The organism is Kingella sp. (in: b-proteobacteria), from assembly GCF_030527935.1.
GTDB lineage: Bacteria > Pseudomonadota > Gammaproteobacteria > Burkholderiales > Neisseriaceae > Kingella_B.
Genome location: NZ_JAUMZV010000056.1, coordinates 1 through 11,645, shown reverse-complemented (window position 1 = coordinate 11,645; position 11,645 = coordinate 1). Strand labels below are relative to the sequence as shown.

General features: G+C 53.4%; 18 protein-coding genes and 1 other RNA gene. 10 read left to right on the top strand and 9 right to left on the bottom strand.

Annotation, left to right across the window (positions count from 1 at the left end):
* Positions 1–35: 35 nt before the first annotated feature.
* Entirely contained in the window at positions 36–194 is a 159-nt protein-coding gene (locus tag Q4A85_RS13280; protein ID WP_368500220.1) for a substrate-binding domain-containing protein, read from the bottom strand.
* On the opposite strand from Q4A85_RS13280, the gene Q4A85_RS12530 reads away from it, so the two are divergent.
* Positions 189–542: a hypothetical protein gene (locus Q4A85_RS12530; RefSeq protein ID WP_303110869.1), complete on the top strand. Its 354-nt coding sequence runs from the start codon at positions 189–191 to the stop codon at positions 540–542. The two genes, Q4A85_RS13280 and Q4A85_RS12530, sit on opposite strands and share 6 nt — an antisense overlap.
* A gap of 159 nt (positions 543–701) precedes the next feature.
* Here the strand turns inward: Q4A85_RS12530 and Q4A85_RS12525 are convergent, their stop codons facing one another.
* Together Q4A85_RS12525 and mnmG are read right to left on the bottom strand one after the other, a co-directional pair.
* Positions 702–1,079, bottom strand: a complete 378-nt coding sequence (locus Q4A85_RS12525; RefSeq protein WP_303110867.1) for a hypothetical protein — start codon at positions 1,077–1,079, stop codon at positions 702–704.
* The gene (mnmG, locus tag Q4A85_RS12520) at positions 1,079–2,992 is read right to left on the bottom strand and encodes a tRNA uridine-5-carboxymethylaminomethyl(34) synthesis enzyme MnmG (protein ID WP_303110865.1); all 1,914 of its coding nucleotides are present in this window, start codon (positions 2,990–2,992) and stop codon (positions 1,079–1,081) included. Before mnmG ends, Q4A85_RS12525 begins: the two co-directional genes overlap by 1 nt.
* Between mnmG and Q4A85_RS12515 the strand changes: the two genes are divergently transcribed.
* Positions 2,991–3,155 (top strand): hypothetical protein, encoded by a 165-nt coding sequence (locus Q4A85_RS12515; RefSeq protein WP_303110864.1) that lies wholly within the window; start codon positions 2,991–2,993, stop codon positions 3,153–3,155. The genes mnmG and Q4A85_RS12515 overlap by 2 nt on opposite strands.
* A gap of 103 nt (positions 3,156–3,258) precedes the next feature.
* Here Q4A85_RS12515 and Q4A85_RS12510 read toward each other — a convergent pair whose 3' ends face one another.
* Complete coding sequence (locus tag Q4A85_RS12510) at positions 3,259–3,768, bottom strand: hypothetical protein (RefSeq protein ID WP_303110862.1); 510 nt, start codon at positions 3,766–3,768, stop codon at positions 3,259–3,261.
* Positions 3,769–3,799: 31 nt separating this feature from the next.
* On the opposite strand from Q4A85_RS12510, the gene Q4A85_RS12505 reads away from it, so the two are divergent.
* The 3 genes from Q4A85_RS12505 (at position 3,800) to Q4A85_RS12495 (ending at position 4,688) form a co-directional block, all read left to right on the top strand.
* Complete coding sequence (locus Q4A85_RS12505) at positions 3,800–3,928, top strand: hypothetical protein (RefSeq protein WP_303110860.1); 129 nt, start codon at positions 3,800–3,802, stop codon at positions 3,926–3,928.
* Positions 3,929–4,083: 155 nt separating this feature from the next.
* The gene (locus Q4A85_RS12500; RefSeq protein WP_303110858.1) at positions 4,084–4,332 is read left to right on the top strand and encodes a hypothetical protein; all 249 of its coding nucleotides are present in this window, start codon (positions 4,084–4,086) and stop codon (positions 4,330–4,332) included.
* 26 nt (positions 4,333–4,358) lie between these two features.
* The gene (locus Q4A85_RS12495; protein WP_003793085.1) at positions 4,359–4,688 is read left to right on the top strand and encodes an NGK_0946 family protein; all 330 of its coding nucleotides are present in this window, start codon (positions 4,359–4,361) and stop codon (positions 4,686–4,688) included.
* 231 nt (positions 4,689–4,919) lie between these two features.
* On the opposite strand, the gene rnpB is transcribed toward Q4A85_RS12495, so the two are convergent.
* An RNA gene (gene rnpB, locus Q4A85_RS12490) (RNase P RNA component class A) lies at positions 4,920–5,269 on the bottom strand.
* Between the two features lie 351 nt (positions 5,270–5,620).
* Here rnpB and Q4A85_RS12485 point away from each other — a divergent pair.
* On the top strand, positions 5,621–6,247 hold the full coding sequence (locus tag Q4A85_RS12485) for a TetR/AcrR family transcriptional regulator (RefSeq protein WP_303110854.1): 627 nt from the start codon (positions 5,621–5,623) through the stop codon (positions 6,245–6,247).
* Positions 6,244–7,302: an HlyD family secretion protein gene (locus Q4A85_RS12480; RefSeq protein WP_303110852.1), complete on the top strand. Its 1,059-nt coding sequence runs from the start codon at positions 6,244–6,246 to the stop codon at positions 7,300–7,302. The genes Q4A85_RS12485 and Q4A85_RS12480 overlap by 4 nt, the downstream gene beginning before the upstream one ends.
* 165 nt (positions 7,303–7,467) lie before the next feature.
* Here the strand turns inward: Q4A85_RS12480 and rpiA are convergent, their stop codons facing one another.
* Together rpiA and Q4A85_RS12470 are read right to left on the bottom strand one after the other, a co-directional pair.
* The gene (gene rpiA / locus Q4A85_RS12475; RefSeq protein ID WP_303110850.1) at positions 7,468–8,145 is read right to left on the bottom strand and encodes a ribose-5-phosphate isomerase RpiA; all 678 of its coding nucleotides are present in this window, start codon (positions 8,143–8,145) and stop codon (positions 7,468–7,470) included.
* A gap of 130 nt (positions 8,146–8,275) precedes the next feature.
* A complete protein-coding gene (locus Q4A85_RS12470) occupies positions 8,276–8,902 on the bottom strand; it encodes a hypothetical protein (protein WP_303110849.1) in 627 nt (208 codons plus the stop codon).
* 53 nt (positions 8,903–8,955) lie between these two features.
* Here Q4A85_RS12470 and Q4A85_RS12465 point away from each other — a divergent pair, with 53 nt between their 5' ends.
* On the top strand, positions 8,956–9,135 hold the full coding sequence (locus Q4A85_RS12465) for a hypothetical protein (protein ID WP_303110848.1): 180 nt from the start codon (positions 8,956–8,958) through the stop codon (positions 9,133–9,135).
* Here the strand turns inward: Q4A85_RS12465 and Q4A85_RS12460 are convergent.
* Positions 9,123–9,398 (bottom strand): GIY-YIG nuclease family protein, encoded by a 276-nt coding sequence (locus tag Q4A85_RS12460; protein ID WP_303110873.1) that lies wholly within the window; start codon positions 9,396–9,398, stop codon positions 9,123–9,125. The genes Q4A85_RS12465 and Q4A85_RS12460 overlap by 13 nt on opposite strands.
* 174 nt (positions 9,399–9,572) lie before the next feature.
* Complete coding sequence (locus Q4A85_RS12455; protein ID WP_303110846.1) at positions 9,573–9,917, bottom strand: PepSY domain-containing protein; 345 nt, start codon at positions 9,915–9,917, stop codon at positions 9,573–9,575.
* A gap of 328 nt (positions 9,918–10,245) precedes the next feature.
* Here Q4A85_RS12455 and leuE point away from each other — a divergent pair, with 328 nt between their 5' ends.
* Together leuE and Q4A85_RS12445 are read left to right on the top strand one after the other, a co-directional pair.
* Entirely contained in the window at positions 10,246–10,890 is a 645-nt protein-coding gene (leuE, locus tag Q4A85_RS12450) for a leucine efflux protein LeuE (RefSeq protein ID WP_303110844.1), read from the top strand.
* Between the two features lie 268 nt (positions 10,891–11,158).
* Entirely contained in the window at positions 11,159–11,572 is a 414-nt protein-coding gene (locus Q4A85_RS12445) for a nuclear transport factor 2 family protein (RefSeq protein ID WP_303110871.1), read from the top strand.
* The last annotated feature ends 73 nt before the right edge of the window (positions 11,573–11,645 follow it).

Below are 11,645 nucleotides of genomic sequence, written 5' to 3'. Positions count from 1 at the left end.
TTTTAAAACAATTGGTAAGAAGTAATTTATCCTAGTTATCTAGGACAGCCCCTAATTTTTTGCAGCGCGGTTTGCGAGCCTGAATTTTCGGGGCGTTGGAAGGCGCGGATACTTTTGTCGTCGCCGCCCACCTGCTGCCAGTTTTTCAGGCTGCCTGAATAAATCTGATAGACAGCCTGAAAGAGATTTTGGATAAAAACGGCACACCGTACCGTTTAAGCCCTTTTTACCAAGAAAATTTTGAGCTTATGCAGAATGCCGTCCCAAATTGGCTGCCCAATAACTGTCATTATATTGACAACCTGTATAACCAATACTATCCCCATCGTTTAAAAGAATTAAAGAAAATCATCAAAGAAAAATTTATCTGCTATGGCAGTAAACCCAAATGGTTACAAAGCCCCGATTGGATAATAGAGCAGGAACCGTTGATTTTTATCGGGCAAATGGACGTTACGAAAATGTATCACGACACCACTTTCTTATATATATTTCTCAACAAACAAACAAGCAGTTATCAATTTATCACTCAATCTGCTTGATTTGAGCCTTCTGCGATGAAAACTTGGCTGTACCACCATTCTTTTTAGCGTTGGCGTGGGAAGGAGTGGGTTTTAGGATTTTCATCTGTGCTGCTTGTTATCAACCAAGATAGGTAAAAGGCAGCCTGAAAACGGTTTTTCAGGCTGTCTTTTTATTGCTTAACGCTTGCGGGCGGTTTGCCAGCGGTCTTTTTTCCAGCAATATCGGTCTTCGTTGTAGTCCATACTATTGATGCGGTAGCTGACGAGAACGCAGCCTTTGCCGTCTGCTTCTATTTGCCCCATGTTTTCCATGCCTTCGGCTTCGGCAAATTGCCCTGTTTTAAGCTGGTAGAGATAGAGATTGGTGCCGTTCAGCGTTTCTCCCTCGCTAACGGTGGCGGCGATGTCGGTGTAGCCGTCGCCGTTGTAGTCGTCCAAATCAATGAGGTTTAGCTCTTTTGCATTAAAGGCATCAAGGTCGCGTATCCACTGCACTTTGCCGTTGCGGCGGTGGGTGATTTTGATGTCGTAATCGGTATCGCTGCCTTGCTTCATCATGGCTTCCGCTTGATAGAGTTCGCCCCTTTAAACCCGCGCTTCAAATGCACCATCAGCAGCGCAACGGCGGCGGGCGTAACCCCCGAAATGCGCGATGCCTGCCCCAGCGTTTCGGGTTTGTGCTTATTCAGCTTCTGCTGCACTTCGGCGGATAAGCCTTTCACTTTGGCGTAGTCAATATTTTCAGGCAGCCTGAGCGTTTCAATATCGCGGCGGTTGTCGATTTCTTCCTGCTGGCGGTCGATATAGCCCTGATATTTCACTTGGATTTCCACTTGTTCCACCACGTCGTCTGAAAGGTTTTCCTGCGGCTTCGCTTCGGGCAGGGTCATTAAATCCGCGTAGTTCAGATTCGGGCGGCGCAGCAGGTCGTGCAAATTGGCTTCACGGCTGAGTTTTTGACCCAGCACGCGCATTTGTTCAGCTTCGGGCAGTTTTTGCGGGGTGTACCAAGTGGATTTTAAGCGTTGGATTTCGCGCTCGACAGCTTCGCGTTTTTCGTTAAACGCCCGCCATTGGGCTTCGCCGACCAAGCCGATTTTGTGGCCGTCTTCGGTTAAGCGCATATCGGCGTTGTCTTCGCGCAGTTGCAAGCGGTATTCGGCGCGGCTGGTGAACATTCGGTAGGGCTCGTTTACGCCTTTGGTAATCAAATCGTCCACGAGTACGCCCAAATACGCCTGTTCGCGGCGCAGCAGCAGCGGCTCTTTGCCGCGCACATACTGCACGGCGTTTGCGCCTGCCAGCAAACCTTGTGCGGCGGCTTCTTCGTAGCCCGTTGTGCCGTTGATTTGCCCGGCGAAAAACAAGCCGCCGATGGTTTTGGTTTCCAAGCTGGCTTTGAGGTTGCGCGGGTCAAAGTAGTCGTATTCAATCGCGTAGCCGGGGCGCAGAATGTGGGCGTTTTCCAAGCCTTTCATCGAGCGCACAAGGGCTAATTGAATATCAAACGGCAGGCTGGTGGAGATGCCGTTGGGGTAGTATTCGTGGGTGGTCAGGCCTTCAGGTTCAAGGAAGATTTGGTGGCTGTCTTTGTCGGCGAAGCGGTTGATTTTGTCTTCGATGGACGGGCAGTAGCGCGGGCCCACGCCTTCGATTTTGCCGGTGAACATCGGGCTGCGGTCAAAGCCTGAGCGGATAATCTCGTGTGTTTTCAGGTTGGTATGCGTAATCCAGCACGACACTTGGCGCGGGTGCATGGCGGCGTTGCCGCGCACGGACATCACCGGCACGGGCGTGTCGCCCGGCTGTTCGGTGAGTTGGGAAAAATCAATCGTGCGTCCGTCGATGCGCGGTGGCGTGCCGGTTTTCAAGCGGCTTTGCGGCAAATTTAACTCTTTCAGGCAGCCTGAAAGCGATTGTGCGGCGGGGTCGCCCGCGCGACCGCCCGAGTAGTTTTCCAAACCGATGTGGATTTTGCCTGCGAGAAAGGTACCGGCGGTCAGCACCACGGCGCGGGCTTGGAACACCACGCCCATCGCGGTTTTCACGCCCGACACGCGCCCGCCCTCCAACACAATGTCGTCCGCCGCCTGCTGGAACAGCGACAGATTGGGCTGGTTTTCCAGCATTTCGCGTATCGCGGCTTTGTACAAAATGCGGTCGGCTTGGGCGCGGGTGGCGCGAACCGCCGCGCCTTTGCTGGCATTGAGACGGCGGAACTGTATGCCCGACATATCGGTCGCCAACGCCATCGCGCCGCCGAGCGCGTCCAACTCGCGCACCAAATGCCCTTTGCCGATGCCGCCGATAGACGGGTTGCACGACATCTGCCCGAGCGTTTCGATGTTGTGGGTGAGCAGCAGCGTGTCCGCGCCCATGCGCGCGGCAGCCAGCGCGGCTTCTGTGCCGGCGTGTCCGCCGCCGACGATGATGATGTCGTAGGTGTGGGGGTAGGTGAGTTGGGTCATGGTGTGTCTTTCGTTTTTAGGATTTCAGGCTGCCTTATTCGTCAGCAAAAGGCAGCCTGAAAATGGGTTGGTGTATCGTTTTCAGGCTGCCCTATCCACAATCGCCAATAGGCAGCCTGAAAATAAATCGGTTAATGCCGAACTTTTGAAAAGCCGTCAATGAAAACAGGGGCTTGAATCGGCAGCGTAATTACATCTACCGCCGCAGTAAACGGCGTTGCCAACACGGCAGCGGCTTTGGCGGCGGCGTATGATTTGCTGTGGCGCTATTGAACCACGTTTATCGGCGTATTCATCGCCGTCATGCCGTTGACGCGGTAATCGGTGTTGGGCTGGGCGGTGTAGGATTTGCCCGAATACGCCAATTTGATAAACAGCACACTGCTTTGCGGATGCTTTCTCATGCAAGGACAATCGTATTCGCTGGCTATATCCTTGATAACAGCGGGATTTTCAATCTGCCACGAGATTTCCGTCTTGGCACTGCCGCCCTTTTGCAACTGAATAGGGCTGATTTTGGGCGCGGCTTCGGGATACTGCTGCGTCCAGCGGTTCAGCTTGGCAAAAATTTTCGCCGGATACGGCTGCTCGGACGGATGCGCCGACAACACAAAATGATGCTTATCCGTCAGCATAATCAACTGGCTATCCTTGTCCAAGCCCATGTAGCGCAAGGTTTCTTGGCTGCACATGGCTTTTTGCTCGGGCAAATCATTAACCTTGTCGTGCATCATTCCCGTGGCGCAACCGCCCAACATCAGGGCAGATAAAAGCATCGCAGCAAGGCAAAATTGAGTGCGCATCATCATGCCCCTAATCATATTTTCAGGCTGCCTATGGATGAAACTGGGCGCGATTATACGCGGTTTCAATCCTACTTTCAGGCTGCTGCCGATGGTAACCATCGCACTTTTTGCCAAATACCTACACCGCTGAATGTAAATACATTTCATGTGGTGTTTTTATCAACAAACGCCGCCTAATTTGTAAAAATAAATAAAGAAATCCCCATATTCAGGTAAAATACTCACTTTCCTATTGGCTTAATTTTTTTTTTGCCATTTTTCCTTTCTTAAAACGGAGCAATCATCGTGGTAAAACACACGCTATTATCTTTGCTATTGGCAGCCAGCTTAACAGGCTGCGTAACCTACGGCACACAACACTTCAACCCAACGCCTGAGCAATCTGCTGCCATGGAAGCCGATTCTCGCGCCGTGCAAGCTGCTGAACGCGCAGAACGCCGCGAACGCCGTGGCGAACGCCGCGAAGAAATGATGGACGAAGCCGATGCCATCAACCGCGCCTATGGCGACCGCAAAGTGTACATCCTGCACTAAATTTTTAATCTATTGGAGTTCATGCTATGAAAAACAATATCCTATTTTTAGTTTTAACTGCGTTCATTGCAACAGGTTGCACCACCAGCGGTAGCTCTGTGGGCGATATGGCGATCGGCAGCGATTCTGCCGCCATCAAAGCAGGTCGCAACCGCAAAGAAGCGCAACTGTCTCGCGCCGAGTTGGAACAACACCGCCGTCAACGTGCTAACGTATCCGAAGAGTTGGCATTGGAGCGTGAAAAACGTGCCAATAAACGCGACCAAATCAACGGCGCAATGGGCACAGCCGCTGGCGCAGTGGGCTTGATTGGTGGCATCGCGGCAACTGCGGGCATGATTAAATCTATTTTCTAATTGTTTTACTGCGCAAGATAAGGCAGCCTGAAACCGGGAAAACGGTTTTCAGGCTGCCTTTTTTGTGAGAACCTGTATTCACTATTCCCATGGGTAGATTTTATGGCATAAAAGCGCGGATACAAGGCAAAAAGCGCAGTAAGGTTGAACACCTTGCGAGCATTTTTAACGCAGTAGCCACGTTTTTAGGGCATGAAAGATGCCCATGGGAATAGTGAATACAGGTTCTGAGATGCAGGCGAAACGATAAGCCGGGTTCTGTCGTGGGACAGCCATTCATCTAGACTTTGCGTTACCACAAAGTTCAAGCAACCTACCCGAACGCTCGGCGAGCAGCGTTAATGCGTTCTGTTTGGTCTTGCTACCAATGGGGTTTAGCCTGCTGCGCGTTGTTACCAACGGCACGGTGCGCTCTTACCACACCTTTTCACCCTTGCCTGTGCGCGTTGCGCCATCGGCGGTCTTGCTCTCTGCGCCACTTTCCGTCGTGTTGCCACGCCCAGCCGTTAGCTGGCATTGTGCTCTGTGTAGCCCGGACTTTCCTCCCCGTGTTGCCACGCGGCGGCTGCCTGTTTTGCCTGCGCGGCGGATTATACAAGGTTTCATGGTGTTAAGGCAGCCTGAAACCCATGAAAACATTGCACCGAGTTGATGGGCTGGGCTACAATTCGGTCTCTTGTTAATCCTATCTATCCTAGTAACAGGCAAGCATGATTTTCAGGCTGCCGCAAGAACCTGCATTCACTATTTTCATAGGCATCTTTAATGCCCTAAAAACGCGGCTACCGCGTTAAAAATGCTCGCAAGGTGTTCAACCTTGCTGTGCTTTTTGCCCTGTATCCGCGCTTTTATGTCATCAAATATGCCTATGCAAATAATGAACACAGGTTCTCATTTTTTAACCTTTATTGGACAACTGTCCAACCACTTGTATGTCGCTCGATATTTCGTCTTCTCAACAATTTATCCTTGCTGCGGAAAAACTGTATCCGCAAATGGGTTATCAAAAATTATCGGTGCGGGTGTTGGCAGCAGAAGCCAAGCTCAGCTCGGGGCTATTTCATCATTTGTTTGCCAACAAGGATGATTTTATGGCGCAGGTGTTTGCGCAGCATTTCCAACGCGCGTTTGGCTGGCTTGCGCCCGAGTTTGCCGAGGATGCGCCGCCGTTGGAACGCTTGCGCCGTTTGTATTTTCAGGCTGCCTTATCGTTGCGCGATGAAGTGCCGTGGATTACGCGGATGATGATTGATAGCGCGGATAATGTGGCGACGGCGCAGCAAAGTATGCAGGATTTGATGTTGCGCGAGTTTCACATTGTGCGCGAAATGGTGCGCGAGATTGCGCCGCAGCTATCGGACGAGCAGGCGATGCAGGCGATTAGCCAAATGCAAACCAGCATTTTGCTGTCGATTTTGGCGGCGAACACGTTTAACCGCATTCGCGTGGTGCCCGATGAATTGCGCCAGCCGATTTTGCAGCAGCTCACGGATGATGCGCTGGCGCAGCGGGTGGATTGGATGATAAATGCTTTGTTTAGTGCGAGGGAAACGCTATGAAAAAATGGATTATTCCTGTTGTGATTGTGGCTGCGGGGGCAGCGGGTTTTGCGGCTTACCAAAAGCAGCACGCGAGTGGGCAGCCTGAAAACATTGTGGCTTCCAATGGGCGGCTGGAATTGGAGCGCATTGATGTTGCCAGCTTGTATGCGGGGCGCGTGAAAGCGATGAAGGTGGACGAGGGCAGCGAAGTGAAGGCGGGCGATGTGTTGGCGGAATTGTCGTCTGACACCACGTCTAGCCGCGTGGAAGAAGCCGAAGCGGGCGAATTGGCGGCGAAAGAGACGGTGCAACGGGCGCAAGCGGGGGTGAAACAGGCGCAGGAAGCGGTGGCGCGGGCGGATGCGCAGATTGCGGCGCAGTTGCATCAGCAAAAATTGGCGCAAATGGAATTGGATAACGCGGGCAAAATGCAAAGCGAAGATTTGGTTTCGCCCGCAGAAACGCAGCGTCGCCGTTCGCAACGCGATGGCGCGGCGGCAGCGGTGAAAGCGGCGCAGGCGGCAAAAGCGGAAGCCTTGGCGGCGGTGCGGCAGGCGCAAGCGCAAGTGGCGGAAGCGCAAGCGGGTGTGTCTGCGCGGCAGGCGCAGCTTAAACTGGCGCAGTCTGCCAACGATGATATGCACATCACCAGCCCGAAAGATGGCGTGGTGGAATACAAAATCGCGCAAGAGGGCAATGTGATTGGCTCGGGCAGCAAGGTGGCGAGCCTGCTGGATTTTAGCGATGCGAGCATGGCGATTTTCTTGCCCACCGCGCAAGTAGGCAGCCTGAAAGTGGGCGATGAAGCGCGGATTAAGCTAGACGGCGTGGATGCGGTGTTCCCCGCCAAAATCAGCTTTATCGCCACCGAAGCGCAGTTCACGCCGAAAAACGTGGAAACGGCAAGCGAGCGGGCGAAGCTGATGTTTAAAGTGAAACTGCGGATTCCAAAAGAAACGGCGCTGCAATACAAAGGCTTGCTCAAAGGCGGCATGGTGGGCAATGGCTATGTGCGCACCAATGGGCAGGCGGCTTGGTCGGATGATTTGGCGGTGAAACTGCCGAAGTTTTGATGGCGGGTGCGATGCCATTAAGGCAGCCTGAAAACGGATTTGTCGCGTTTTCAGGCTGCCTTCGTTGTGGAGATTGAAGGGGTTGAAATGATGCCGACAACAGCGGCAAACCTTTTTTCAGGCTGCCTTGTTATCCATCAAGGCAGCCTGAAACGTTGTTATCCATCATCCAACGTGCGCTTGAATCACTTCCGCGCCGCCTTCCTTGGCGAGTATCAACAAATCGGCATAGCGGTGGGCAAACAAGCCGTTTTCCACCACGCCTGTGATACGGTTGAGCGCGTCTTCCATTTTCATTGGTTCGGAAAGGTCTAGCCCGTGCACATCCAAAATTTCGTTGCCGTGCAAGGTCTTGCAGCCGATGCGCAATTCAGGCTGCCCGCCCAGTTTCACCAGTTTGCGCGCCACCATAGAACGCGCCATCGGAATCACTTCCACCGGCAAGGGAAACTTGCCCAGCTTGCGCACATATTTGCTTTCATCGGCGATGCAGATAAATTGGTCGGACAGTGTAGCAACGATTTTTTCGGGCAACAACGCCGCGCCGCCGCCTTTTATCATTTGCATCATGTGGTTGATTTCGTCCGCGCCGTCAATGTAAACGCCCAGCCGCGTTACTTCGTTGAGCTGGATTTGCGGGATTTCGTATTTCGCCATCAACTCCGCGCTTTTAAGCGACGTGGTTACCGCGCCTTTGATTTTTTTGCCGCTTTGCCCGAGCGCTTCAATAAAGAAGTTCACGGTGCTGCCTGTGCCGATGCCGATGTATTCGTTTTCAGGCACAAATTCCACCGCTTTGGCGGCGGCGATTTGTTTGAGTTGGTCTTGGGTTAAGTTGCTCATTTTGCACATCCTTTGGGTTGGGGGGGAACAGGATGATTATAGACGTTTCAGGCTGGCTTGGGGTGGGGATTTGATGGGGAAGTAAGGCAGCCTGAAACCGATTTTCAGGCTGCCTACTATTCATCCCGCATCAACTGTGATGCCACTCGTAAACCATCCGCACCTTGTTTCCCACGCGCTTAAACGTCAGCTCAAAATTCTCCACATTCGCGCAGTTATCCACTTCTTCCGCCCGAATATGCACCCCATTGGCGCGGCGGGTAATGGCTAATTCCATTTTCGGCTCGGGCGTATCGTCCACCCATTCCCCGTTTATTTTCGTTTTGCCGCAATCCCGCTTCTCGCCCGAAGCCACCACCAGCTTGGTGCTTTTAGCGGGCAGCTTGGCGGGCAGTTTCAGCCCTTGCAAATAGCCTTTTATGCGCGGGTTGTCCGTGTAATAAACCGCTTGATACGCCTTGTCCACGCTCGCGCTGTTTATCGTGCAGACAGTCGTGTTCACCAAGCCGCCTTTGCTCACCTTTTCGCGCGCGCAAGACACGCCATCCGCCGCCCACGCCGCAGGCACGCACCACGCCAACGCCATCATCAAGCTCAATTTTTTCATCGCAATCACTCCCAAAATAGCAACATCGCCACGCGCATTATCCACTGGATGGCGCGGGGTTGCCAACGCTGCTTGCTGTAACGCGCTTGTGCTGTGCGGTATGCGCGACAGCATGGCAAAGGCAGCCTGAAACCTTTGCCAAAGCTGCAACCGATGGGGTGTCGCGGCTCGCCGACATATTGGCAGCCTGAAAGCTCCGTTGGATGAGCTATTTGGCGACGAGCCGTCGCCGCTCCATTTTGGATTTCAGGCTGCCTATACGCGGGCGCGGTGGTTGGCAGCCTGAAACGTTTTCCCGCGCTTCTACGGCTTGCTTGCAAGCCGTGCTCTGGCGATTAGATTGCAAGCGGCATTTTGTTGCGCACCGTTTTCAGGCTGCCTGAATGCCATCCGCCACCACGCGCCCTGTTGCCCACAATGCGCGCTTTTGCGCTGCCGTCATGCGTTTTAACGCCCATTCCAGCTTGCTCGCTGCGCGGCGGTCTAAACAGCACGCCACAATCCGCATTTCCTGCGCCCGATGGCTGCGCGTGTATTTCGCGCCTTTGCCCGCCAGATGCGCTGCCAGCCGCGCAGCGGGGCGATTGCTGATGCCTGTGTATAACGCGCCGTTGGCGCATAGTAATAAGTAAACACACCAATTCATGTTGTTTGTCCGATGGTTTTGCGGGGCGGATTGTAGCAAAGCGGTGGGCGGCATAGGCAGCCTGAAATGTTTGCGCGTCATGCGACCCGCGCCTGCGCAAAAACAAAGGGCAGATAATCATCTGCCCTTGCGAACTGCGGTTAGTTGATGCAACCGTTTCAGGCTGCCGTTGGGTTACGTCTCTTCATCGTAGCGGTCTTCATCACGATGATGGTGCGAACGGCGGTGATGGTCGTCATCATCGTCATCATCGCGCTGCACGGAAATCACTTTGCCTGTTTGGGCGTTCACGCGCACTTCGTAATCGCCTTTGCGGTTTTCAATGTCAATTTCGTAATACGCACCGTGGCGACGGCTGCGCTCAAAATCTACATTGTCCACTTTGCCACCACCCACGCGGGCTTTGGCGATGGCAACCGCTTTGGCGCGGCTGATGTAGCCGCTGTTGCCTTTGGCTTGTGCGGGCAACGCGGTGATGCCCAGCGACAGAATCAGGCTGGCAAGCATGGTTTTTTTCATGGAACACTCCTTGGGGTTGCGGCAATCCTGCCGAGAAGCGTGGGATTATAGGGGGCTTTTGTGTAGCCCAAATTTAGCAAGCGTAAGAATGGGTAAAGTTGGGCGGTTAGCGGCGGTTCTAAGCCCAAATCATCACATGCTAAAAATCTTATTGCCTGATACACGGTTTGCCAGCAAACCGTAGGGGGCGCGGCAAGCATTTCAGGCTGCCATCATTGCGCCCGCGTTAAGGCAGTCTGAAAACTCTAAAACCCAGCGTTAAGATACAGTAAAATAGCCTTTTCAGGCAGCCTGAACCGCAGTTCGGCGTAGCTAAAACCCAAAAACCATGTACGGCATCATAGACTTCCCCCTATACCTAATTGGCGCGATTACCATCGTGTTGATACCTGGTCCCAATTCCCTATACTGCCTAGCTGTCGCCACCCAACAAGGCGCGCGCCAAGCAGCCAAAGTGATGGCAGCTATTTTCATCGGCGACAGCGTGCTGATTTTATGCGCCGTGGGCGGAACCGCATCGCTGCTCAAAAGCCACCCCCTATTGTTTGGCGCACTCAAATGCGCGGGCGGCTTATACCTTGCCTATCTCGGCATCAATATGCTGCGCGGCGCATGGGCAGCCCGCCGCCGCACCGCTGCCCAAGCCCCCGCCACCGTACACGCCCACGAAAACGTCTTCCGCCACGCCCTATTATTAAGCCTATCCAACCCCAAAGCCGCCCTGTTTTTCCTATCGTTTTTTATCCCCTTTGTGAACCCGCAGTATCCCCACCCCGCGCTCAGCTTCTTTATCCTTGCCGCCGTGATGCAAACGCTCAGCATGTGCTACCTAGCCACGCTCGCGCTGGCGGGCGACAAACTGCTCGCCAAACTGCGCCACCAACGCAATCTCGCCGCGCTCGGTGCAGCCACAGTTGGCTTACTCTTTTGCCTGTTTGCCGTTAAACTCTGGCAATCCGTGTTTTCTGATTGATTTTGCCAGCGCACGGCTTGCAAGCAAGCCGTAGGAACGCGGGGATGGTTTCAGGCTGCCAAGGGGGCTGCTGGCAATCGGCATTGCGGCGGTATTTTTGGCAAAAAATACCCGCCTGCCGCGTCAAAAATGCTCGCAAGGTGTCCAACCTTGCTGCGCTTTTTTCCTTGCATTCGGGCATTTTTTACTCAAAAAACCGCTCGCAAGCCGAATGCCAACAGCCCCTTCCCCGCCCGCGTATAGGCAGCCTGAAAAAGGAAACCCCACCATGACCAACGACTTCACCCGCATCTACACCCAATGGCACGAATACGCCCAAACCCGCAACACCGAAGCCCTGATTAACCTTTACGCCGATGATGCCCAATTTGAAAGCCCGCTCGTCCCCATCATCATGCAGCAAGACAGCGGCGTGTTGCACGGGCGCGCCGAAATTCTCGCCTTTTTGCAAGAAGGCACGCGCCGCCGCCCCAACGAGTTAGTGCGCTGGTATCGCACAGGGCAATATTTCGTTGCAGGCGACACGCTGGTGTGGGAATACCCGCGCCATACGCCCGATGGCAACCAAGTGGATATTTTGGAATTGATGCAAATCCAAAACAGCAAAATCCAAGCGCACCGCATCTATTGGGGCTGGTTTGGCACGCAAATGCTGATACAGTCCGCCGTGAGTAAAAAATAGATTTCAGGCTGCCTAATTTGTAGAAATCCCTAGCGTTGTTTACAGTATTTCAAGGACAATACCGTAAATGAAC